At 74.3% G+C, this 22,664-nt stretch carries 20 protein-coding genes; 8 read left to right on the forward strand and 12 right to left on the reverse strand.

The annotated features are described in order from the left end of the window. Window positions 1–171: 171 nt before the first annotated feature. The 8 genes from G1H19_RS14830 to dnaA all read right to left on the reverse strand — a co-directional run bounded on the left by G1H19_RS14830 (window position 172) and on the right by dnaA (window position 11,663). Window positions 172–1,572, reverse strand: a complete 1,401-nt coding sequence (locus G1H19_RS14830) for an APC family permease (protein ID WP_152731559.1) — start codon at window positions 1,570–1,572, stop codon at window positions 172–174. 195 nt (window positions 1,573–1,767) lie between these two features. After that, a complete protein-coding gene (locus tag G1H19_RS14835) occupies window positions 1,768–3,486 on the reverse strand; it encodes an ABC transporter ATP-binding protein (RefSeq protein ID WP_235928265.1) in 1,719 nt (572 codons plus the stop codon). Between the two features lie 194 nt (window positions 3,487–3,680). Then, window positions 3,681–4,781, reverse strand: coding sequence for a hypothetical protein (locus tag G1H19_RS14840; protein WP_152731560.1), 1,101 nt, complete (start codon window positions 4,779–4,781; stop codon window positions 3,681–3,683). 11 nt (window positions 4,782–4,792) lie between these two features. Further along, window positions 4,793–5,293, reverse strand: coding sequence for a DciA family protein (locus tag G1H19_RS14845; protein WP_162393387.1), 501 nt, complete (start codon window positions 5,291–5,293; stop codon window positions 4,793–4,795). Between the two features lie 261 nt (window positions 5,294–5,554). Beyond that, the gene (recF, locus tag G1H19_RS14850) at window positions 5,555–6,703 is read right to left on the reverse strand and encodes a DNA replication/repair protein RecF (protein WP_162393388.1); all 1,149 of its coding nucleotides are present in this window, start codon (window positions 6,701–6,703) and stop codon (window positions 5,555–5,557) included. 109 nt (window positions 6,704–6,812) lie between these two features. After that, a complete protein-coding gene (gnd, locus tag G1H19_RS14855; protein WP_162393389.1) occupies window positions 6,813–7,751 on the reverse strand; it encodes a phosphogluconate dehydrogenase (NAD(+)-dependent, decarboxylating) in 939 nt (312 codons plus the stop codon). Window positions 7,752–7,927: 176 nt separating this feature from the next. Further along, window positions 7,928–9,073 carry a DNA polymerase III subunit beta gene (gene dnaN, locus G1H19_RS14860; RefSeq protein ID WP_328593537.1) on the reverse strand — a complete coding sequence of 382 codons (1,146 nt, stop codon included), beginning with the start codon at window positions 9,071–9,073 and terminating at the stop codon, window positions 7,928–7,930. A gap of 718 nt (window positions 9,074–9,791) precedes the next feature. Further along, entirely contained in the window at window positions 9,792–11,663 is a 1,872-nt protein-coding gene (dnaA, locus tag G1H19_RS14865) for a chromosomal replication initiator protein DnaA (RefSeq protein ID WP_152731562.1), read from the reverse strand. A 616-nt stretch (window positions 11,664–12,279) separates the two neighbouring features. On the opposite strand from dnaA, the gene rpmH reads away from it, so the two are divergent. From rpmH to G1H19_RS14905, 8 genes are all read left to right on the forward strand, one after another. Further along, on the forward strand, window positions 12,280–12,417 hold the full coding sequence (gene rpmH / locus G1H19_RS14870) for a 50S ribosomal protein L34 (protein ID WP_162393390.1): 138 nt from the start codon (window positions 12,280–12,282) through the stop codon (window positions 12,415–12,417). 1 nt (window position 12,418) lies between these two features. Beyond that, the gene (rnpA, locus tag G1H19_RS14875) at window positions 12,419–12,874 is read left to right on the forward strand and encodes a ribonuclease P protein component (protein ID WP_162393391.1); all 456 of its coding nucleotides are present in this window, start codon (window positions 12,419–12,421) and stop codon (window positions 12,872–12,874) included. After that, the gene (gene yidD / locus G1H19_RS24905; RefSeq protein WP_235928267.1) at window positions 12,871–13,287 is read left to right on the forward strand and encodes a membrane protein insertion efficiency factor YidD; all 417 of its coding nucleotides are present in this window, start codon (window positions 12,871–12,873) and stop codon (window positions 13,285–13,287) included. Before rnpA ends, yidD begins: the two co-directional genes overlap by 4 nt. Next, window positions 13,280–14,413: a membrane protein insertase YidC gene (yidC, locus tag G1H19_RS14885; protein WP_152731563.1), complete on the forward strand. Its 1,134-nt coding sequence runs from the start codon at window positions 13,280–13,282 to the stop codon at window positions 14,411–14,413. Before yidD ends, yidC begins: the two co-directional genes overlap by 8 nt. A gap of 108 nt (window positions 14,414–14,521) precedes the next feature. Beyond that, a complete protein-coding gene (locus tag G1H19_RS14890) occupies window positions 14,522–15,178 on the forward strand; it encodes a Jag family protein (protein ID WP_152731564.1) in 657 nt (218 codons plus the stop codon). Next, the gene (gene rsmG / locus G1H19_RS14895; RefSeq protein WP_162393392.1) at window positions 15,175–15,873 is read left to right on the forward strand and encodes a 16S rRNA (guanine(527)-N(7))-methyltransferase RsmG; all 699 of its coding nucleotides are present in this window, start codon (window positions 15,175–15,177) and stop codon (window positions 15,871–15,873) included. The genes G1H19_RS14890 and rsmG overlap by 4 nt, the downstream gene beginning before the upstream one ends. Window positions 15,874–16,017: 144 nt before the next feature. After that, entirely contained in the window at window positions 16,018–17,091 is a 1,074-nt protein-coding gene (locus G1H19_RS14900; RefSeq protein ID WP_152731565.1) for a ParA family protein, read from the forward strand. 286 nt (window positions 17,092–17,377) lie between these two features. Next, window positions 17,378–18,175: a ParB/RepB/Spo0J family partition protein gene (locus tag G1H19_RS14905; protein ID WP_235910172.1), complete on the forward strand. Its 798-nt coding sequence runs from the start codon at window positions 17,378–17,380 to the stop codon at window positions 18,173–18,175. 61 nt (window positions 18,176–18,236) lie between these two features. On the opposite strand, the gene G1H19_RS14910 is transcribed toward G1H19_RS14905, so the two are convergent. The 4 genes from G1H19_RS14910 to trxA form a co-directional block, all read right to left on the reverse strand. Beyond that, window positions 18,237–19,256, reverse strand: coding sequence for a D-alanine--D-alanine ligase family protein (locus tag G1H19_RS14910; protein WP_152731567.1), 1,020 nt, complete (start codon window positions 19,254–19,256; stop codon window positions 18,237–18,239). Continuing rightward, window positions 19,253–20,734, reverse strand: coding sequence for an aminotransferase-like domain-containing protein (locus G1H19_RS14915; RefSeq protein WP_235928269.1), 1,482 nt, complete (start codon window positions 20,732–20,734; stop codon window positions 19,253–19,255). Before G1H19_RS14915 ends, G1H19_RS14910 begins: the two co-directional genes overlap by 4 nt. Before the next feature lie 69 nt (window positions 20,735–20,803). Then, entirely contained in the window at window positions 20,804–21,946 is a 1,143-nt protein-coding gene (locus G1H19_RS14920; protein ID WP_152731568.1) for an N-acetylmuramoyl-L-alanine amidase, read from the reverse strand. A gap of 325 nt (window positions 21,947–22,271) precedes the next feature. After that, window positions 22,272–22,598 carry a thioredoxin gene (gene trxA / locus G1H19_RS14925; RefSeq protein ID WP_152731569.1) on the reverse strand — a complete coding sequence of 109 codons (327 nt, stop codon included), beginning with the start codon at window positions 22,596–22,598 and terminating at the stop codon, window positions 22,272–22,274. Window positions 22,599–22,664: the final 66 nt, after the last annotated feature.

A 22,664-nucleotide genomic window follows, 5' to 3' on the forward strand; every position in this document is an offset into this window, starting at 1 on the left:
ACGACAGGACCGCGCCGTCCGCGCCACCAGACGGGATCTGCGCCCCTCCCGACACATCGACCACCACCGGTCTTGCCCCACCCCCTGACACGCCGCCGACGGCAGCCAGGGGGCGGTGCCGACGGGCGGCCAGGGGCCGGTGCCGGCAGGCGGGAGGGGCCGGTGCCGGCGTCAGTCGGCCAGCCGCTCCGGGTCCAGCTCGGGCGTGCCCCGCCCGGCCCGGCGGCCGACCAGCACCGTCACGCCCCACAGCAGGACGCCGATCGCCAGCAGCACGCCGGCGATCTGGTACTGCACCACCGGCCGGCCGGCCCATGGCGTGGCGAGGAACGCGCAGGCCAGCGCACCGACGACGGGCAGCACGGTCGGCGTCCGGAAGTGGTCGGCGTCCACCGGGTCGCGGCGCAGCACCAGCACCGCGATGTTGACGACGGTGAACACCAGCAGCAGGAGCAGGGCCGTCGTCCCGCCCAGGTCGGGCACCGCGCCGACGAAGGTGATCAGCCCGAACGCCAGGGCGGTGGTGAACAGGATCGCCACCGTGGGGGTGCGCCGGTCGGGGTGCACCCGCCCGAGCAGCGGCGGCAGCACGCCCTCCCGGCTCATCCCGTAGACCAGGCGGGAGGCCATCAGCATGTTGATCAGCGCGGAGTTGGCGACGGCGAACATGGTGATCACGCCGAACAGGCCGAGCGGGAAGCCCGGAGCCCCGGCCTCGACCACCTGCAGCAGCGGGGTGTCGCCCTCGCTGAGCCGGTCGGCCGGCACCAGGGTGATCGCCGAGACCGACACCAGCACGTAGATCACGCCGGTCAGGGCCAGGCCGGTGAGCAGCACCTTGGGGAAGATCCGCCGGGGGTCCTTGCACTCCTCGGCCATGTTGACCGAGTCCTCGAAGCCGACCATCGCGAAGAAGGCCAGCCCGGTCGCCGCGATCACCCCGCCCAGCAGCGACATGTCCCCGGTGTCGGCCTGGGTCACCCGGGAGACGTCGCCCTCGCCCACCCCGATCGCCCACATCCCGATGCCGATGACGATCAGCAGGCCGGTGAGCTCGACGCAGGTGAGCACCACGTTGGCCTTCACGCTCTCGCCCACACCGCGCATGTTGACCAGCGCCACCAGGCCCATGAAGCCCAGCCCGATGAGCGTGATGCCGATGCCCTCGCCCAGCTCCAGGCCGAAGACGCTGGCGGCGTTGGCGGCGAACGCCCGGGCCGCCGTGGACGCCGAGGTGATGCCGGAGCTCATCACGGCGAAGGCGACCAGGAACGTCAGGAAGTGCACCCCGAACGCCTTGTGCGTGTACAGCGCCGCACCGGCCGCCCGGGGGTACTTGGTGACCAGCTCCAGGTAGCTGAACGCGGTGACCAGCGCGACCAGGAACGCGACCAGGAACGGCGCCCAGACGATGCCGCCCACCTGGTCGGCCACCTGCCCGGTCAGCGCGTAGATGCCGGTGCCGAGCACGTCGCCGACGATGAACAGCAACAGCAGCCCCGGGCCCATCACCCGGCGCAGCTCGGTCTGCTCTCCGCCGGTGCCGTGCTCGGTGCGGGTCGACTCGGCCATGACCGCCTCCTCAGGGCCGCCGGAGCAGGCGGTCAGCAGAGCGTGGCGGCTCCGCCCGCCGACGGCCACTCGGGACGCCGTTCCACGTGGAACCGTCTCGACCCCTCGGCCCGACCGGCCCGGCCGCCGGCCCCGGTGCAGGGCCCCGCGCCGCACGGAGCGTGGTGCGGGGGGCACCGGGGTCCTTCGACTCCCTCAGGCGAGCAGCTGCGCCCTGGCCAGCTCGCGGTACAGCGGGTTGGTCTCCACCAGCTCGGCGTGGGTGCCCGCGCCCACCACCCGGCCGGCGTCCAGCACCACGATCTGGTCGCTGTCCAGCACGGTCGAGAGCCGGTGGGCCACCACGAGCAGCGCCCGGTCGGCCGCCGCGCGGGTGAGCGTCTCGCGCAGCAGCGTCTCGTTGCGGGCGTCCAGGCTGGCGGTGGGCTCGTCGAGCAGCAGCAGCGCCGGGCGGGCCAGCAGCGACCGGGCGATGGCCAGCCGCTGGCGTTCCCCGCCGGAGAGCAGCACGCCGTCGTCGCCGACCAGCACGTCCAGGCCCCGCTCCGAGCGCTCCACGATGCCGGTCAGCCCCACCTCGGCCAGCGCCCGCCACAGTTCGTCCTCGGGCGTGTCCGGCGCGGCCAGCAGCAGGTTCTCCCGCACCGTGCCGGCCAGCACCGGGGCCTCCTGCTCCACGTAGCCCACCCGCGCCCGCACCGCCGCCTGCGGCAGCTCCCGGACGTCGGTGCCCGCCCAGCGGATCTCGCCGCCGGACAGCGGGTAGAAGCCCTCGATCAGTGCCAGCAGCGTCGACTTGCCCGCACCCGAGGGGCCCACCAGTGCGGTGCGGGTGCCCGCCGGCACGGAGAACGAGATGCCGTGCAGCACCCCGGTGCCGTCCGGGTAGCCGAAGTCGACGTCCACCAGCTCGAGCAGCGGGGTGGGGTCACCCGCGACGGGGACCCGGGGTGACGTGGTGGCCGACCCCAGCTGCGGGCGGTCGTCGTCCTCGGGGGTCAGGTCGAGCACCTCCTGCACCCGGGCCAGCGCGCCGAGCCCGCTCTGCAGCTCGGTGTAGGCGCGGATGCCCTGGCCCAGCGGCTGGATCAGCAGGAACAGGTAGAGGATGAACGCGACCAGCTGGGAGACCTCGATCGAGCCCTGGGCGACCCGGTAGCCGCCCAGGCCGAGCACGGCCAGGAACGCACCCTGGACGGCGATCGAGCTGGCCGGGGAGACCAACGCCTGCAGCCGGGCCACCCGGACGCCGGCCCGGTAGGCGCCCTGGGCGCTGTCGCCCACCAGCGTCACCTCGCGCGCAGTGGCACCACTGGCCCGGATGGTGCGCACCGCCGACAGTGCCCGCTCCACCGCCGCGCTCATCGCGCCGACCTGCTCCTGCGCCTGCCGGGACAGCACCCGCACCCGCCGCGCCGCCGCGACCGCGGTGCCCACACCGACCGACACCGACAGCACGGTGACCAGCAGCAGCCAGCCGTCGACCAGCGCCATCGCCACCAGCGCGCCGACGCCCACCAGCACCGACCCGCCCAGGTCCACGATCCCGGAGGTGACCGTGGCCCGTAGCAGCGTGGTGTCCGCGCCCACCCGGGACATCAGGTCACCGGTGCGCCGCCGGTCGTACTCCACCACCGGCAGCCGCAGCAGCCGGTCGGCCAGGGTGCGCCGGGTGGACAGCACCACGCCCTCGGCGGTGCGCTGCAGCAGGTACTGCTGCCACGCGCTGAGCACCGCCGACCCCACCAGGACGACGACCAGCACGCTGACCAGCGGCAGCAGCGGCTCGTCGGTGCCCACGACGTCGATCACCCGGGCGACCAGCGCCGGCTGCGCCAGTGCCGCCGCCGCCCCGACCAGCGACAGCAGGGCGGCGGCGGTCAGCGGGCGACGGTGCGGGCGCAGCAGCGGCACCAGCTGCCGGACGCCGGCCGTCCGCGGCGGCTGCGGGCCCGTGCTGTCACCCGGGGGTGTGCTCCCGCCGGAGGACGTGCTGCCGGCGGAGGACGTGCTGCCGGCGGAGGACGGCGGGCCGGCGCCGCCGGCCTGGTCGCGCGGCGTCGTCGCGGTGCCGCGCCGCCCGTCCTCCGCGCGGACCGGGGCGTCGGTCAGCGGAGTGCGGCGAGCGCGCCGACGACCGCGGTCAGGATGCGCCCCTGGTGCTGGATCAGCTCCGGCCGGTGACCGTCCGGGCGGATCGCGGCCACGTGGCCGGCGGCCGACCACAGCTCGTCGCCGTCGTCACTGCCGAGCAGGAGCTGCCGCACGACGACGTCGTCGACCAGCCGGCGCAGCTGCGGGGTGTCCTCCGGGGCCAGCAGCACCCAGCGGGTGTCGAACTCCGGGTCACCGCTGGGCAGGTGCAGCAGGCCCCCGGTGCGGTGCTTCCAGAACCGGGCCGGGGAGAGCCGGAACGAGGGCAGCTCACCGAGCACCGGTGCCGCGGTCACCGCCCAGCGGGGCTGGGCGTACCGGCCCGAGGTGTAGACGACGTCGAAGGCGACCAGCTCCAGGCTGCCCAGCCGGCCGCGCAGCACGTTGCCCGGCCGGTCGTCCTTGGAGGGGCGGACCGGGGACGCCGCGACCAGCTGCGCGAGGACGGCGTCCTCCGGGCCGGTGCCGTCGGAGGGCACCCAGCCGTTGTCCATGCCCCAGCCCTGGGCGCCGACCAGGTCGCCCTGGTACCGGAACACCTGGTCCCCGACGCGGTCGGCGCGGCGGCGGGCGGGGCGGGCGGCACCCCAGAAGCCGCGCTGCCCGCCCTGCTCCTGACCGGGCTGCTCACCGGGCTGCTGCTGGCCGGGGGCCCAGGGCTGCTCGGCGGCGGAACCCCACGGCTGCTGCGGGGCCCACTGCTGCTCCGGCTGCTGCACCGGCTCCGGCCCGCCGCCGGCGACCTGCCCGGGCTGGCGGCCGGCGATCTGGTCGGGGGTGGGGCCCCACTGACGCCGCGGCTCGGCCGGCGGCGGGGCGCCGGCCGACGGGTCGGCGGGCCGGACGGGGCGCTCGGGCTCGGCGGCCGGCAGCGACCAGCCCGGGGGCTCCCAGGCGGCCGGCGGGCCGGCGTCCGGGGTGGGACCCGGCGTGGCGCCCGCGGGGTCCTGCCCCGGCCGGCCGGCCGGCGTGCTGCCACCGCCCAGGTGCTCCGGCTCGCGCCAGCCCTGACCGTCGGGTCCGTCGAAGCCGTCGCGGTCGCGGGGGCTGCTCATGGTCGTTCTCCCTATCCGTACGTGTCGCGCGGACCGCGTCCGCGCACCGAGCGTGGTCCCTTGCTCCAGCTCGGAGCCGTCGGACCGACAACGCGCAACCGGGTCACGACGTCCCCGCCGACCTGGGCGCGCAGCCGGTTCAGGATCGTCGGGGCCAGCAGCCGCAGCTGGGTGGCCCAGGCGGTGGACTCCGCGACGACCAGCAGCTCCCCGTCGGTGAGCGTCTGCGGGCGGCAGTGCGCGGCGATGTCGCTGCCCACCAGCGCCGACCACCGGCCGAACACCGAACCCACCAGGGTCTGCGTCGTCCAGTCCTCCTCGCGCACCAGCGACTGCACCAGCGAGCCCAGCGTCTGCGGGTCGTCGGCACCGGGGTGCGCGCCGGTCCACCGGCGTCGCGGGCCGGCGATCCGCCGCCGGGTCGGCCGCGGCCGCGACGCCGACGCCGCCCGGGCGGCGTCCAGCGCGGCTCGCGCGATGTCACTGGGCCGGGCCGGGCGCTCCTCGCTCACGAGCCCATCCTGCCGCCGTCCCCCACCCACCGGGCCCCCGACCCCACCTCCCGTCCCGTGTCGCGACGACGGCCGGGTCCCCGACGGCCCTTCCCGCGCAAACGGCCGGACGACACCGGCCACTCCCGCGCAAACGGCCGGACGACGACGGCCACTTCCGCGGGAACAGCCGGACGACCACGGCCACTCCCGCGGAAACGGCTGGGACGACCACGGCCACTCCCGCGGGAACGGCCGGGGACGGCAGGCAGGGCCGGCGGGTCAGGGGGTCAGGAGGGTGGCGGTGCCGTCGGCGACGCGGACGCGGGCGCCCTGCAGGGCCGCCGGCACGTCCTCGGCGACGGCGGCGGTGATCAGCGTCTGCTCGGCGCTGACGGCCAGCCGGGCCAGCGCGGTGCGGCGGCCCTGGTCGAGCTCGGCGAACACGTCGTCCAGCACCAGGACCGGGTTCTCGCCCTCGTCCCGGAACAGCGCGAGGCAGGCCAGCTTGAGGGCCAGGGCGAAGGACCAGGACTCCCCGTGGCTGGCGTAGCCCTTGGCCGGCGCGGGGCCCAGGTGCAGCACCAGGTCGTCGCGGTGCGGCCCGACCAGGGTCACCCCGCGGTCCACCTCGTCCCGGCGGCGCTCCTCGACCCGGGCACGCAGCGCCGCCGTCAGCTCCGCCGTGCCGGGCACCGGGGCGCCGGGCGCCAGCGGTGACCCGTCGCCGGCCAGCGGCACGGTGCTGGTGTAGCCCAGGCCGACGGCGTCCGCGCCGGGCCCGGCCACCTCCGCGTAGGCGGCGGACACGTGCGGCGCCAGGGCGGTGACCAGCCGCAGCCGTGCCTCCAGCAGCTGGGCACCGAGCTCGGTGAGGTGGGTGTCCCAGACGTCCAGGGTGGCCAGCGCGTTGCCCCGGGCCAGCCGCGCGGTCTTGAGCAGGGCGTTGCGCTGCTTGAGCACCCGCTCGTAGTCGCTGCGCACCCCGGCCATCCGAGGGGTGCGGCTGACCAGCAGGTCGTCGAGGAACCGGCGCCGCTCGGTCGGGTCGCCGCGCACCAGCGCGAGGTCCTCGGGGGCGAAGAGCACCGTCTTCACCAGCCCGAGGACCTCGCGCGGGCGGGGCAGCGGCGACCGGTTCACCCGCACCCGGTTCGCCCGCCCCGGGTTGATCTCCACCTCGACCAGCAGCTCGCGGTCGTCCCGCCGCACCGCCGCCCGGACGACGGCCTGCGGCGCCCCGTGCCGCACCAGCGGGGCGTCGGAGGACACCCGGTGGCTGCTCAGGGTCGCCAGGTACCCGACCGCCTCCACCAGGTTCGTCTTGCCCTGCCCGTTGCGCCCGACGAACACCGTCGGGCCGGCGGTCAGCGCGAGGTCGCACGTCTCCCAGCTGCGGAACTGACCGACCTGCAGGTGCCTCAGGTACACGCCCCCACCCTCCCGACTGGAGCGTCCACCCCTGAAGCCCGACCGAACGGCCCCCCTGCAGGGTCCCGGGGCGCGCGAAGCGTGTCCCGGGGGGCAGGGGGGTCCTTCATCAGGCGGGCTTCTCGGCCTCCGGCTTCACGGCCTCCACGGCGTGGACGGCGTGCCCACCGAACTGGTTGCGCAGCGCGGCGACGGCCTTCATGGTCGGCGAGTCGGTCTGCCGGGACGCGAAGCGGGCGAACAGCGACGCCGAGATGGCCGGCATGGGCACGGCGTTCTCGATCGCCTGCTCGACGGTCCAGCGGCCCTCGCCGGAGTCCTCGGCGTAGCCGGTGATCCGGTCCAGACCCGGGTCCTCCTTGAGCGCCAGGACGAGCAGGTCCAGCAGCCACGAGCGGATGACGGTGCCCTGGGTCCAGGAGGCGATGACGCCGGGGACGTCCTCGACCAGGTCGACGGCGGCCAGCAGCTCGTAGCCCTCGCCGTAGGCCTGCATCATCGCGTACTCGATGCCGTTGTGGACCATCTTGGAGAAGTGCCCGGCGCCGACCGGCCCGGCGTGCACGAAGCCGGCTCCGGCCTCGCCGGCGGTCTGCTCCTCGGTGGACACCGGCGGCTTGAGCGCGTCGAAGACCGGCTGCACCTTGGCGACGTCCTCGACCGATCCGCCGACCATCAGCGCGTAGCCGTTCTCCAGGCCCCAGACGCCGCCGGAGACGCCGGCGTCGACGTAGCCGATGCCCTTGGGCGCCAGCTCGTCGGCGTGGACCTTGTCGTCGGTGAACTTGGAGTTGCCGCCGTCGACGATCACGTCGCCCTCGCTCAGCAGCTCACCGAGGGCCCGCACGGTCTGCCGGGTGGGGTCGCCGCTGGGCACCATCACCCACACCACCCGCGGGGCCTCCAGCGCCGCGACGAGTGCCTCCAGGCTGTCGACGTCCCGCTTGCCCGGGGCGTTGTCGTACCCGATGACCTCGTGGCCGGCCCGGCGGATGCGCTCCGCCATGTTGCCGCCCATCTTGCCCAGTCCGATCAGCCCCAGCTGCACGTCGTCTCCCTCTGGTCGGTCCTGGCCGCTGCACGCCGCGCGCAGCGGTCCTCGCTCGTCATCGTGCTCGCCCGTACCGACGCCCGCGCGTCGGCCCCCGATCACGGCTGGAACGGCCTCCTCGCCGGGCCCGGGCCGCGCAGAGCGTGGTCCCGGGGGGCGAGGAGGTCCTCCTGTCAGCCGGGGAGGCGGACCGGCATGATCAGGTACCGGTAGCTGCCGGGGCGCACCGCGGGCTTCTCCGCGGCGTCCGGGTCGCGCTCGGGCTCGACCCCGGAGAGCACCGCGGGCTTGAGCGCGCTGGTGAAGTCCATCCGGGCGCGCTCGGTGTGCACCGCGGCCAGGCCGTCGAGCAGGAACGTCGGGTTGAAGCCGATCGTCAGCGGGTCGCCGTCGAACTCGACGTCGCAGCGCTCCTCCGCCTGGCCCTCGTCGTCGCTGCCGCCGGCCTTGAGGGTCACCGTGCCCGGGGTGAACTCGCAGCGCAGCGGGGTGCCGCGCTCGGCGACCAGGGCCACGCGCTTGGCGGCGTCGGTGAACATGCCGACCGGCAGCGTGGCGAACGACGTCGAGGAGCTCGGCATGATCGCGCGGTACTTGACGAACTCGGCGTCCAGCAGCCGGGTGGTGGTCTGCCGGTCCTTGCCCGAGAGGCCGAGGATGCCCTCCCCGGAGGTGCCGGAGGACAGCGACAGCACCACCTCGGGCCCGCTGGTGAGCGTCTTGGCCGCGTCGGCGAGGGTGCGCGCCGGGACGAGCACGGCGGCGGTCAGGCCCGGGGTCTCCGGGCGCCAGGCGAACTCGCGGACGGCGAGCCGGTACCGGTCGGTGGCCGCCAGGGTGACCAGGTCGTCCTCGATCTCCAACCGGACGCCGGTGAGCATGGGCAGGGTGTCGTCCCGGCCGGCGGCGATCGCGACCTGCCCGACGGCCTCGGCGAAGGCGTCGCTCTCCACGACCCCGGCGGCCGACGGCATCGAGGGCAGCGAGGGGTAGTCCTCCACCGGCAGGGTGGGCAGCGAGAAGCGGGCGTTGCTGCAGCTGATCGACAGCCGGGAGCCCTCGGCGACGATCTCCACCGGGTGCGGCGGCAGCGCCCGGGTGATCTCGGCGAGCAGGCGGCCGGGCACCAGGGCGCGGCCGCCGTCGGTGGCGTGCACGTCCACCTCGGAGCGGGCGGAGACCTCGTAGTCGAAGCCGGAGACCGACAGTGTGTTGCCCTCGACGTCCAGCATGATCCCGGCCAGCACCGGGACCGAGGGCCGCGGCGGCAGGCTGCGGGCCGTCCAGGCCACGGCGTCGGCCAGGACCTCACGTGCCACCCGGAACTTCATGACGACCCCATCCTGCTCGCTGGCCCTGCTGGCTGGCGGCGGCCGGTCGGCCCGCCGTCGGTGCACATCTTCGCGTGCTGCCCCTCCCGATGGCACACCCGGTCGGCCGATCTGCCTGGTCGGTGCGCTCCTGGTCCTGGACTCCCGCGGTGCGGTCCGGGCCGGTGCTCCCCAGCCTGGATGTGGTTCAAGGACTTCTCCGGGATACAGCTCATCTTCGTCATCACTGGTGTGGAAGCTGGGGACATCACCCGTTCGCCCAGGTCAGCCCCCGAACAGGCCTGTTGGTGAGCTGTGGGTGGTGACGACGTCGTCGGGGTCGACCAGTGGAGAAGTCGACATCTGTGCACCGGTCGGCCGTTGTGTCCACCCCCTCTCCCCTGGTAGCCCGCAGGTTGTCGGCAGGGCTGGGGACAACGCCGTCCCGGGTCACGCTTCGTGACCCGCGCGGGACGCGTTTTCCCCCACCTGTGCACATTCCTGGGGAGAACCCTGCTGGTGTGACGGCTCCGTCACAGCACGCGTGGCGTCCCGGACGTCACTCAGCGTGGTCCCCACCGGCCGCCCGACCCCCGCCCCACCTGCACGGACGAGGTCGAGGAGTCGACCCGGCAGCGCCGCCGACCACCGCACGGTCACCTCGCCAGGAGGAAGGACCCCGTCCCCCTCGTCCCTCGCACGCTCGGGTGAGCCTCTGGACGGGGCCTTACTGGCGGGCGCGGCTCTTGATCCGGGCGGTGAGCTCGGTGACCTGGGTGTAGGTGGCCCGGCGCTCGCTCATCAGCCCGGTGATCTTCTTGACCGCGTGCATGACCGTGGTGTGGTCCTTGCCGCCGAAGGACGCCCCGATGCGGGGCAGCGACAGCTCGGTCAGCTCACGGCACAGGTACATGGCGATCTGCCGGGCGTTGACCAGGGTGCGGCTGCGGTTGGCGCCCTGCAGCTCCTCCATCGTCACCGAGAAGTACTCGGCGGTGGCGGCCATGATGATCGCCGCGGTGATCTGCGGGCCCTGCTCGTCGCTGATCAGGTCCTTGAGCACCATCTCGGCCAGCGACAGGTCGACCGGCTGCTTGTTCAGGCTGGCGAAGGCGGTGACCCGGATCAGCGCGCCCTCGAGCTCGCGGATGTTGGTCTGCACCTTGCTGGCGATGAACTCCAGGACGGCGTCCGGCGCCTGCAGCCGCTCGCCCCACGCCTTCTTGCGCAGGATGGCGATGCGCGTCTCCAGGTCCGGTGCCTGGACGTCGGTGATCAGGCCCCACTCGAAGCGGGTGCGCAGCCGGTCCTCCAGCGTGGTCAGCTTCTTCGGCGCCCGGTCGGAGGTGATCACGATCTGCTTGCTGGCGTTGTGCAGCGTGTTGAAGGTGTGGAAGAACTCCTCCTGCGTCCGCTCGGCGCGCTCCAGGAACTGGATGTCGTCGATGAGCAGGAAGTCGATGTCCCGGAAGCGGCGGCGGAAGTCCTCGGCCCGGCCGGACTGCACCAGGTTGATGAACTCGTTGGTGAACTCCTCGGTGGACACGTAGCGCACCCGCACGTTGGGGAACATCCGGGCCGCGTAGTGCCCGATCGCGTGCAGCAGGTGGGTCTTGCCCAGCCCGGAGTCGCCGTAGATGAACAGCGGGTTGTAGGCCCGCGCCGGCGCCTCGGCCACGGCGACCGCCGCGGCGTGGGCGAAGCGGTTGCTGTTGCCGATGACGAAGCTGTCGAAGACGTACTTGGCGTTGAGGCCCGGGTCGAGCCCGGCGGCCCGGTTGCGGTCGGCGAACTGCGCGACGCCGCCGGGTCCGCGCCGGTCCCCACCGCGCTGGTCTCCCCCGCGCTGGTCCCGGGACGCCGGCGGGCCGTCGTCGTCGGAGGCACGGCGGGAGTCGGCCCGCCGTGCGTTGTCGAAGGTGAGCACGTCGGCCTGGCCACCGTCGTCGCCGGCCCAGCCCCGGTCGCCGTCCCGGCGGTCGTCCCGGCGGTCGTCCCGGCCGGCAGCATCCGGGCGGCGCTCGTCCCAGCCGCGGTCCCGGTCCCAGGCCGGTGCTGCGCGCGGGCCGTCGCCGCGTCCGGTGTCCCGGTCACCCCGGTCGTCGCGGTAGGGCCCGCGGGACCAGTCGCGGCCGTCGCCGGACTCGGGGTAGTGGCTGGCCCGGCCGTCCTGGCGCAGCGGGTCGGGTCGGGTGGGGTCGGAGCGGACACCGAAGGCGCTGCGCCCGTCGTCGGCCTGGGCGCGCGCGGCGCGGTCCTCCTCCTCGCGGTCGGCGTCGGCCGCCGACCACGGGCGCCGGGTGGGCGGCTCGCCGATGGTCAGCTGCTCGGGTGCGGACGGCACGTCCTCCAGCTGCACCGCGACGTGGATGTCACGGCCGAACTCCTGGGACAGCGCCTCGGCCAGCACCAGCCGCATCCGCGACTCGAGCACGGTCTGGGTGAACTCGTTGGGCGCGGCCAGCACGGCGGTGTCCTCGAAGACACCCACCGGACGGGTCAGGTTCAGCATCGCGTTCTGCTGGGGGGAGAGGCTGGCGGCGAGCCGCTCGCGGATCTGGTCCCAGACTCCTCCCAGGTCGACCGTGGCATCGGTCATGGGTGGTGTCCTCCTCGGAGCGTGCCGGTGCCCTCCCGGGTGGCCCGCCGACGTCGGCCCCGCGGGCCCCGGGCACGAGCCCGGCGGGCACACGGCGTCCACATGCGTGTCCACAGACTGTGCACGCACGGCACGACTGCTGCCAGCCAGGCGGGGCGGGGATCGCGGTTCTCGGCGTCTGCGCAGGTGCCACCTGGTCAGGGCGACGGTGCTGGTCGATCGACGGCCGGTGGGCCGACGGGCTGAGCGGGGGTGCGACCTGCCAGGGAGCCCGACCAGCCGCCCGGACGACGCTAACAGCCTCGTCCACAGCCCGGCAACGACGCCGCGGCCGGGTGCACGGCTCCCGGCCCGGCGCGTCGGCGCAGGCCGGAGGGGCCGCGACGGGGCGGTCCGCCACCGGTGGCGGCGGCACCTCGGCTATGCTGGTCGGCGTCTGTGGACTGTGGGCACCGGTGCGTTCGATCCCGGTGTGCCCGCCGGCCGCAGCACACCAGCCTCGAGGTGTCCGTGGGGCCGTGGTCGTCGATGTCGACGTCCCCGGCGGGCGGCGCCTCCACGTGCACGGGTCGCAGGGCCCGTGCACGACCATCGATGTCGTGTAGTGGGAGTCCTCGTGAGCAAGCGCACGTTCCAGCCGAACAACCGTCGCCGGTCCAAGACCCACGGGTTCCGGCTGCGGATGCGCACCCGCGCAGGCCGCGCGATCCTCGCCGGCCGCCGCCGCAAGGGTCGCGACAACCTCTCCGCCTGAGGTGCTGCCCGCGCAGGCACGCCTGCGCCGGCGGCCGGAGTTCACCGTGGCCGTCCGGTCCGGCCGGCGTGCCGGCCGGCCGACCATGGTCCTGCACTACCTCGACCAGCGCGTCGTCCCTGGCGACGGCGTCCCCGGTGGTCTCGTCGCCGGGGACGAGGGCGCACGGTCCACGGACGGCCCGCGGGCCGGTTTCGTCGTGGGGAAGTCCGTGGGCAACTCGGTCTGCCGGCACCGCGTGACCCGGCAACTGCGGCACCTGGTGCGCGCCGAGCTGCACCGGCTCCCGGACGGCGCGGACCTGGTGGTCCGGGCCCGACCGGAGGCGGCGACCGCCGGCTCCGCCGCGCTCGGCCGGGACCTGCGGGCCGGGTTGGACCGCGTGCTGGGCCGCTCGGCCGCGACCGCACGACCCTCGTCGTCACGCTCGTCCGCCCCCCGGGCCGACCAGCCGTGACCCGGGGCCGGCTGCGGGGCGCCCTGGTGTCCGCCGTCCGCTGGTACCAGCGTGCGGTGAGCCCGGTGCTGCCCCCGCGGTGCCGGTTCCACCCCAGCTGCAGCGCCTACGCGGCCGAGGCCCTCGAGGTGCACGGCGCCGGGCGCGGCTCCTGGCTGGCGCTGGTGCGGCTGGCCAAGTGCGCGCCCTGGCACCCCGGCGGGGTCGACCTGGTGCCCCCGGCCCGCACGCCCGCCGGTGCGGGTGCGCCGCGCGGTGGAACCGACGGCGGCTCCCCGTCGTCGGAACAGCTGACCACCGGTCCGGCCGCGCGCACCGCCGGCGGGCTCCTGCCCGCACCCGACCGTCCCGCACGTGTTCCCAGCCCGGCGCCCCCCCGCCCGGACGCCGAGGAGGAGACCTCCGTTGCTTGACTGGATCTACACCGCCATCGCGTGGGTGATGAAGTCGTGGCACTCCGTGCTCTCCACGTTCCTCGACCCGGCCGGCGGCATCACCTGGGCGCTGTCCATCGTGCTGCTCGTCGTCACCATCCGGGTGCTGCTGTTCCGGCTGTTCGTCAAGCAGGTCAAGTCGCAGCGGGCGATGCAGGAGATCCAGCCGGAGCTCGCGAAGATCAAGAAGCAGTACGGCAGCGACAAGCAGGGCTACAGCCAGGCCGTGATGGCCCTGCAGAAGGAGCGCGGCGTCAACCCGCTGGCCGGCTGCCTGCCGATCCTGCCGCAGATCCCGGTGTTCATCGGCCTGTTCCACGTGCTGCGGCGGATCGCCCCGGGCAAGGACGGGCTCTACACCTGGAGCGACCAGCTCACCGACCAGGCGGCCAAGGCCGACCTCTTCGGGGCACCCATCTCGTCGTCGTTCAACATGATGGACCCGAAGAAGACCGACCTGCTGGCCCTGCCCGGCGTCAGCTACACCAACATCCGCGTCGTCGCGATGATCCTCATCGTGATCATGTGCTTCACGACGTACTACACGCAGAAGCAGATCCAGCGCCGCTCCGGGCCGGTCGAGGGCCAGGCGGCCACCATCCAGAAGCTGCTGCTCTACGGCATGCCGGCCAGTCTCTTCGTCTCGGGCTTCCTGTTCCCGATCGGGGTGCTCCTCTACTGGTTCACCAACAACCTGTGGACGCTGGGCCAGCAGTTCTACATCCTCAAGAAGCTGCCCCCGCCCGGGTCGCCCGCGGCCCTGGCCAAGGCCGCCGCGGAGAAGCCGGCGATCGACCCCAAGGCCCTGGCACCCCGCCCCGGCGCCAAGCCGGTGCGGCCCAAGCGCGGCGCCGCCGGCGGTGGAGCCGCCGGCAGCGTGGCCCCCAGCAGCACCATCGACGCCGCCTCGGTGGGCGCCGGTGACGTGCCCTCCACCGGCGGTCCCGACATCGCCGACGTCACCCCGCCCACGGCCGACGTCGCGCCGGCCCGCCCCACGAACGGGCGTCCCCGTGGCGGGGGCGGCTCCAGCGCCGCGGGCTCGCCGGGTGGCGGCAAGGCCGGGCAGGGCCCGGCCAACCGGGCCCGGCGCAAACGGCGCTGACCTGCTCGCCCGCCGCGCGGCGTTCGTCCGGGACGCCGGCCCGCGAGGCACTCCCCCTCCCCCGGGTCCGCCCCGGTCGCCTGCTGCACGCCTGAAGAGGATGAGTCCATGAGCGCTCCCCAGCTGAACCAGTCCGACACCGCGGTGACCGCGGAGGCCACCTCCGACGACGTCCTGGTGCCGTCCGGCACGGACACCGAGCCTGCCCTGCCCGACGCCGACGCCGTCTCCGACGACGCCGTCGTCGAGCCCGTCGAGGTGGTGTCGGACACCGACGACGACGAGGACGACGACGAGGAGGCCGACGACCTCCTCGTGCAGGAGGGCGACGTCGCCGGTGACTACCTCGAGCGCCTGCTGGACATCCTCGACGTGGACGGCGACATCGACCTGGACGTCGAGGGCGACCGGGCGTCGGTGGCCGTCGTCGGTGGCGGGCTGAGCACCCTGATCGGCCCGGACGGCGCCACCCTGGAGGCACTGCAGGAGCTGACCCGGCTGGCCGTGGCGCAGTCGACCGGCACGCGCAGCCGGCTGATGCTGGACATCGGCGGGTACCGGGCCAAGCGGCGCGCCGACCTCACCGCGCTGGGTGCCGAGGCCGCCCGCCGGGTGGCGGAGAGCCGGCAGCCCGAGCGGCTGACGGCGATGAACCCGTTCGAGCGCAAGGTGGTGCACGACGTCATCGCCGGTGCGGCGGGTGTGCGCAGCGAGTCCGAGGGCGAGGAGCCGAACCGCCGCGTCGTGGTCCTGCCGGACGCGTGAGCGGGCCCGCGAGCGCCTACGGCGAGCACGGCACGGGCGCGGCGGACCCGGGCCGCGAGCCGGCGCCGGCGACGCCGGAGCTGGCGCGGGAGGTCTTCGGCGACGCGCTGGCCGACGCCGAGCGCTACGTGGCCCTGCTGGCCGACGGAGGTGTCACCCGCGGGCTGATCGGCCCCCGGGAGGTGGCCCGGTTGTGGGACCGGCACGTGCTCAACAGCGTGGCTGTCGGGGACGCCGTGGCGCACGGGGCGCACGTGGTGGACGTCGGCAGCGGCGCCGGCCTGCCGGGCATCCCGCTGGCCCTGGCCCGGCCCGACCTCTCGCTGACCCTGGTGGAGCCGATGGCCCGCCGGGTGGAGTTCCTGGAGGAGGTCGCAACCGAGCTGTCCCGGCCGTGGCGGGTCGTGCGCGGCCGGGCGGAGGAGCGCTCGGTCGCCCGCGCCGTCGGGCCGGTGGACGTCGTCACGGCCCGGGCGGTGGCGCCGCTGCCTCGGCTGGTCGGCTGGTGCCGGGGTCTGCTCCGGCCCGGGGCCCAGCTGGTCACGCTGGTGGGCGCCCGGGCGCTGGCCGAGCTGCCCGGCCTCGTGCCGGAACTCGAGGCCGCCGGGATGCGGGACGTGCACGCCCGCGCGGTGGGTGGGAACCTGGGCGCTGCTGCCACTACCGTGGTGGTGATGACCAGGAGTGGTCGGTGATCTCCGGTCCGCCGGGGAGCGCACGGCCGCGTGGCGTCGCCGCCGGGTCCGGGGGTGGCGCGGGCGCGCGGCACGTCGTTCCACGTGGAACGGGCACCGGTACCCGACTGCGTTCCACGTGAAACGGGCAGGGAGAATGCAGGCATGACCGACCCGGGCGAGCGTCTGCGCAGCAGTCTGGCTGCTGACCAGGCCACCACGGCCGGCGTCGAGTGGGACACCCCCATCGCGATGGAGGCCATGCGCGCCTCCCGGGTGCTGCACGCCGCGGACCAGGAGCCGCTGCCGGCCCCCGGCCGGATCCGGGTGATGACCATCGCCAACCAGAAGGGCGGGGTCGGCAAGACGACCTCGACGGTGAACCTGGGCGTGGCCCTGGCCATCTTCGGGTTGCGCACCCTGGTCATCGACCTCGACCCACAGGGCAACACCAGCACGGCGCTCGGCGTGGACCACAGCGTCGGCACGCCGTCCATCTACGACGCCCTGGTCGGGGACAGCACGCTGGCCGAGGTCACCCACCCGACGACGGCGAGCCCGAACCTGACCTGCGTGCCGGCCACGATCGACCTGGCCGGCGCGGAGATCGAGCTGGTCTCGGTGGTGGCCCGCGAGTACCGGCTGCGGCGGGCGATCGAGCTCTACCTGCAGGAGCTGCCCGCCGACCAGCGCCCGCACTACGTGCTGATCGACTGCCCGCCGTCCCTGGGGCTGCTCACGCTGAACGCGCTGGTGGCCGGGGACGAGGTGCTCATTCCCATCCAGTGCGAGTACTACGCACTGGAGGGCCTGGGGCAGCTGCTCTCCAACATCGACCTGGTGAAGGCGCACCTCAACCCCGGCATTTCGGTGAGCACCATCCTGCTCACCATGTACGACGGCCGGACCAAGCTCGCCGACCAGGTGGCCGACGAGGTGCGCAGCCACTTCGGCAGCGTCGTGCTCACCGCGGTCATCCCCCGCAACGTCCGGGTGTCCGAGGCGCCCGGGTACGGCCAGTCCGTGCTCACCTACGACCCGGGTTCCCGGGGCGCGACCAGCTACGTGGAGGCCGCCCGGGAGCTCGCCTTCCGGGGTGCCGGGCTGAAGCCCCAGGTGGCCGCCCCACCGCCGGCGCCGGTCGTGGCCGGGCCGCCGGTGGCGGCGCTCATCCTGGGCGAGCCACCGATGGCCTCCCGGTCCGTCGGGCACCGCGCCGGCCGCGAGGACCCGACCTGATGCGCTCCTGCAGGAGCACCCCGGATCAGCACACCGCCAGCGAGGAGACAGCGTGACCAAGCGCGGTGGACTGGGGCGCGGACTCGCGGCCCTCATCCCGACGAGTGCGCCGGCGCCGGAGCCGTCCACAGTCGACGACCGGGCCGCGGACGGCACGGCTGCCGGCGGCACGTCGGCAGGCGGGACGGCGGTCGCCACGGTCGATCCCCCGGCGATGGCGGCCACCCTCCGGAACGCCGCCGATGCCTCCGCACATGCGGAGACCTCGACAGTCCCTGGTGCTCAGTTGCGGGAGATCCGGGTCGAGGAGGTCGTCCCCAACCCGAAGCAGCCGCGCTTGGTGTTCGACGACGAGGCGCTGGAGGAGCTCACCCACTCGGTCCGGGAGTTCGGCCTGCTGCAGCCCATCGTGGTGCGCGAGCGCCCGGACGGCGGCTACGAGCTGATCATGGGCGAGCGCCGGCTGCGTGCCGCGCGCGCCGCCGATCTGGGCACCGTGCCGGCCATCGTCCGGGACACCGACGACGACGCCATGCTGCGCGACGCCCTGCTGGAGAACATCCACCGGGTGCAGCTGAACCCGCTGGAGGAGGCAGCCGCCTACCAGCAGCTGCTGCAGGAGTTCGGGGCCACGCACGAGGAGCTGGCCGGCAAGCTCGGGCGCAGCCGCTCCCAGGTCACCAACACCATCCGGCTGATGAAGCTGCCGGTGAAGGTGCAGACCCGGGTGGCCGCCGGCGTGCTGTCCGCCGGGCACGCCCGGGCCCTGCTGGGGCTGGCCGACAACGAGGCCATGGACGCCTTGGCCACCCGGATCGTGGCCGAGGGCATGTCGGTGCGGGCCACCGAGGAGGCGGTGGCGCTGGCCGTCGCCGAGCAGCCCGCCACCAGCCGCCGCAGCCCCCGCACGATCAGCGCGCCCGGCGTAGAGGACCTCGCGAGCCGGCTGTCCGACGTCTTCGAGACCAACGTCAAGATCCAGATCGGCCGGTCCAAGGGCCGGATCGTCGTCGAGTTCGGCTCGGTGGACGACCTGCAGCGGATCATCGGCCACATGTCCGCCGACATCACCGGCCGGGCGTAAGGACCGGCCACCGGTCGTCACTGACGATTTCGGCCCCGCTGTCCGGCAGCGGTGTCCGACGTCAGACGCGGGTCTCGGCGCGGCGGGCCAGGAGCTGGGCGAGGACGTCGCCCAGCCGGTGCCCGGCGGCCTCGACGGCCATCGGGAACATCGACGTCTCGGTGAGGCCCGGGGAGACGTTGACCTCCAGGAAGTGCACCTCGCCGTCGGGCGAGACGATCGCGTCGGTGCGGCTGAGGTCGGCGAGCCCCAGGGTCCGGTGCGCCTGCACGGCCACCTCGGCGGCCCGGCGGGCGACCTCGGCGGACACCCGGGCCGGCACGTGGTACTCGGTCAGCCCCGGCGTGTAGCGGGAGGTGTAGTCGAAGACGCCGGACTCCGGCTCGATCTCCACCGCCGGCAGCGCCTCCGGGCCCTCCCCCAGGTCGATCACCGAGACGGCGAGCTCCACGCCGTCCACGAAGCGTTCCACCAGCACGGTGTCGCCGTAGGCGAAGCAGCTGACCATGGCCGCCGGCAGGTCCTCGACCCGGGCCACCTTCTGCGCCCCCAGCGCCGAGCCCCCGGACGCCGGCTTGACCATCAGCGGCATGCCGAGCCGGGCCACGATCAGGTCGAGCACGGCCCCGGCGCCCAGCTCCCGGAAGGTGCTGTGCGGCAGGGCCACCCAGTCGGGGGTGGCGACGCCGGCGGTGCGCACCATCGACTTCGCGGCCGGCTTGTCCCAGGCCAGCCGGCAGGCGGCGGCGGGCGACCCGACGTAGGGGATGCCGGCGAGGTCCAGCACCGCGCGCAGCGCGCCGTCCTCACCGGTGGCGCCGTGCAGGGCGATGAACACCGCGTCGGCGGGCGCGGCGGCCAGCCCGGGCAGCAGCTCGCCGTCGGCGTCGCGCAGCTCGGCGTCGACGCCGGCCCGGGTCAGCGCGTCCACCACCTGGGTGCCGGAGGAGAGGCTGACCTCCCGTTCGAACGTCAGCCCCCCGGCCAGGACGACGGCGCGCAACGGGTCCCGGTCGGTGCTCCAGCGGGTGCCGGCCACGGAGACCCCGCCGCCGGCCGCGCGTGCCTCGGTGTCGCTCATGCCCCGGTTCCCCCGTCGGACTCGATCGGCGCCGTGCTGCCCTCGCTGGAGCCGGCGTTGGCCGGCCCGATCAGGGGCGCCGGCGTGCTGGTGCGCGGGCCGCCGCGCGGACCCGGCGTGACCGGGCGGGCGGCCCGGAAGGTGCCGGTGTCCACGGTGTCGAAGGTGGAGTGCAGGTCGAGCTCGGCCTCGATGACCCGGGCCAGGCGGCGCACGCCCTCCCGGATCCGTTCCGGCTCGGGGTAGCAGTAGGACAGCCGCATGTACTCCCGGCCGCTGCCGTCGGCGTAGAAACCGATGCCCGGCACGTAGGCGACGTGGGCGTTGACCGCTCGGGGCTGCATCAGCTTGGCGTCCAGGCCGTGCGGCAGCTTCAGCCACACGTAGAAGCCGCCGCGCGGGCGGGTCCAGGTGGTGCCCGGCGGCATCAGCGCGGTCAGCGACTCCAGGCAGGCGTCCCGGCGTTCCCGGTACAGCTCGCTGAAGACCTTGATCTGCTCCCGCCACGGCTGGGTGTCCAGGTACCGGGCGACGGCGTACTGGGTGAGCGAGGGCGGGCAGAGCACCTGCGCCTCGGTGGCCAGCACGAGCTTCTCCCGCACCGCCAGCGGCGCGAGCACCCAGCCCACCCGCAGGCCCGGGGAGAACGTCTTGGAGAACGACCCCAGGTAGATGACCCGCTCGGAGTTCCGGGCGCGCAGGGCCCGCATCGGCTCCTGCTCGAAGCCCAGCAGGCCGTAGGGGTTGTCCTCGATCACCAGCAGGTCGTAGCGGTCGGCGATGGCCACGATCGCCTGGCGGCGCGGCTCGCTCAGCGTCACGCCGGCGGGGTTGTGGAAGTTGGGCACCGTGTAGAGGAACTTGACCCGGTCACCGGCGGCGCGGGCTTCCAGCAGGGCCTGCTCCAGCGCCTCGGGGACCAGCCCGTCGTCGTCCATGGCGACGTGCCGCACGCGCGCCTGCGCGGACTGGAACACGCCGAGGGCACCCACGTAGGACGGCGCCTCGGCGAGGATCACGTCACCGGGGTCGATGAAGACCCGGGTGACCAGGTCGAGCCCCTGCTGGGAGCCGACGGTCACCACGACCTCGCTGGGCGACGCGTCGGTGATGCCCTCCAGCGCCATGACGTCGCAGATCCGCTCGCGCAGCCGGGGGTCGCCCTGGCCGGAGCCGTACTGCAGGGTCTGCGCACCCATGCCGCTGACCAGCTCGCCGATCATCGACCCGACGGCGTCCAGGGGCAGCGCGGTGACCGCGGGCATGCCACCGGCCAGGGAGACCACCTCGGGCCGGCTGACCACGGAGAACAGAGCCCGGATCTCCGAGGACTTCATCCCGTGGGTGCGTGCCGCGTACCTGTCCGCCAGGGGGTCCAGCCGCGGGTGCCGCGGGGAGACGGAGCTGCTGGAGGAGGGGGCCGCACCGGGTGAGTGCGTCCCCAGCTGACCGGAGGGGTCGGGCACGGGAGGGGGCACCCTCGCGAGTCTAGGCAGTCGAGGGACGGAGGGGTCCCGGACGGGCCGCCTGCTGGGACCGGTGTGGCCTCAGATGCCTGTGGGGAGCAGGAAGGTGCCGGTCTTCGGGTCGTTCTCAGCCGGCAGGAACAGCCGCTGGACGGCGGCCACGGCGGCCTGCGCGATGGTGCTGCGCAGCCGGGCGTCGAGCAGCAGCATCCGGTCGACCGGGTGCGACAGGTAGCCGCAGTCGACCCGGACGGCGGGCATCCGGGTGAGCCGGAGCAGATCCCAGGTCTTGGCGTGGGAGCCGCAGTCCAGCATCCCGGTGCGGGCGATGACCTCGCGGCGCAGCAGGTTGGCGAACTGCTCACCGACCGTGGAGCTCACCCCGGAGCCGTTGCCGTAGTAGTAGCTGGCCACCCCGCGGGCGTGCGGCGAGCCGTGCGCCTCCATGTGCAGCGAGATGAACAGGTCGGCCCGCGCGTCGTTGGCGAACGCGGTGCGCTCGTGCATGTCCGGGCCGCCGGTGCGCCCGCGGGTGAGGAACACCTTGGCCCCGGCGGCCGCCAGCCGGCCCTCGATCCGGGAGGCCAGGTCGAACACCAGGTCGGACTCGGTGGTCTCCCCCGCCGTGTAGCCGGTGTCCTCGCCGCCGTGCCCGGGGTCGATCACGATGACCCGGCCGATCAGGTGCGGCCCGGACTCCACCAGGACGGCGCTCTGCCGCAGCAGCTGCGGCCGGCCGCCGGTGACCCGGCGCCCCAGCTGCTTGAGCGCGCGCAGCGTGCCCGGCCCGCAGGTGCCGTCCGGGATGAGGCCGTAGTCGCGCTGGAAGGCCCGCAGGCCCGCCTCGGTCTCCGCGCCGAGGATGCCGTCGGCCCGGCCGGCGTCGTAGCCCAGCTCCAGCAGGCGCTCCTGCAGGTTGGTGACGTCGTCGCCGCGCAGCGGGCGCTCCGGGTCGTAGCGCAGCAGCCGGTCACCGAGGGACCAGCGGGCCTCGGTCAGCGCCTGGTAGGTCTCCTCGCCGACCCGGCCGTCGACCGAGAGGCCGCGCACCTGCTGGAAGTGCCGGACGGCCAGCTCGGTCTCGGCGTCGTACGGCGCGTCGTCGCCGGTGCCGTTCGGGTGGGCGCCGTGTGCCGTGGCCGCGCCGAGCAGGCCGAGCCGGCGCAGCGCCGCGCGGACGTCGGTGACGGCGGGACCGCGGTCGCCGGGGCCCAGGGGTTCCATGCGGGTGTCGCTTCCCATCGTGTGGTCGATTGTCGTCCCTGCCGGAGTCCGGCGGGACGGCGGGGGCCCGTACGTCCACTGTCGTCGGCTGAACGCCACCGCACAACTCAGCGTCGCCGGACGCGGCAGGGCCTGGCGACGGCGGCCCGCCGCCCGTGCCGGGGACGGCGAAGGGCCCCCTCGCCGCCACCGCGAGCGAGCTCGCAGCAGGACCCGGCGAGGGGGCCCTCAGAAGAAGGACCCCCTCGCCCCCACCGCGAGCAAGCTCGCGGCGGGGCCCTGCGAGGGAGCCTCGACGTGCAGCAGGACTACGGCGAAACTGTGATCACAGGTAGTCGGCCAGGTCGGACAGGATGGCGCCCTTGGGCTTGGCACCGATGATGCTCTTGACCGGCTTGCCGCCCTGGAACACGGTCATCGTCGGGATCGACATGACCTGGAAGTCCCGCGCGGTCTGCGGGTTCTCGTCGATGTTCAGCTTGGCGATGGTGAGCTTGTCGCCGTGCTCGGCGGCGATCTCCTCGAGCACGGGGGCGACCATCTTGCACGGGCCGCACCACTCGGCCCAGAAGTCGACGAGCACGGGCTTGTCGCTGCCCAGCACGTCGGCGGCGAAGCTGGTGTCGGTGACGGTCACGGTGTTGCCTGCCATGGGAGTGCCTCTCGTGTGTGTCTCGTTGGATGCGAAAAGGCCAGCTGACATTCGTCTGCCCGGCCC

This window comes from Goekera deserti, assembly GCF_010685995.1.
Taxonomy (GTDB): Bacteria; Actinomycetota; Actinomycetes; order Mycobacteriales; family Geodermatophilaceae; genus Goekera; species Goekera deserti.

Bases quoted from the DNA above. Each gene is read 5' to 3' on its own strand.
- trxA (WP_152731569.1), bottom strand. From the start codon at position 22,598: ATGGCAGGCAACACCGTGACCGTCACCGACACCAGCTTCGCCGCCGAC.
- G1H19_RS14910 (WP_152731567.1), bottom strand. From the start codon at position 19,256: ATGAGCGACACCGAGGCACGCGCGGCCGGCGGCGGGGTCTCCGTGGCC.
- G1H19_RS14830 (WP_152731559.1), bottom strand. From the start codon at position 1,572: ATGGCCGAGTCGACCCGCACCGAGCACGGCACCGGCGGAGAGCAGACC.
- G1H19_RS14840 (WP_152731560.1), bottom strand. From the start codon at position 4,781: ATGAGCAGCCCCCGCGACCGCGACGGCTTCGACGGACCCGACGGTCAG.
- dnaA (WP_152731562.1), bottom strand. From the start codon at position 11,663: ATGACCGATGCCACGGTCGACCTGGGAGGAGTCTGGGACCAGATCCGC.
- G1H19_RS14920 (WP_152731568.1), bottom strand. From the start codon at position 21,946: ATGGAACCCCTGGGCCCCGGCGACCGCGGTCCCGCCGTCACCGACGTC.
- G1H19_RS14890 (WP_152731564.1), top strand. From the start codon at position 14,522: ATGAGCGCTCCCCAGCTGAACCAGTCCGACACCGCGGTGACCGCGGAG.
- G1H19_RS14900 (WP_152731565.1), top strand. From the start codon at position 16,018: ATGACCGACCCGGGCGAGCGTCTGCGCAGCAGTCTGGCTGCTGACCAG.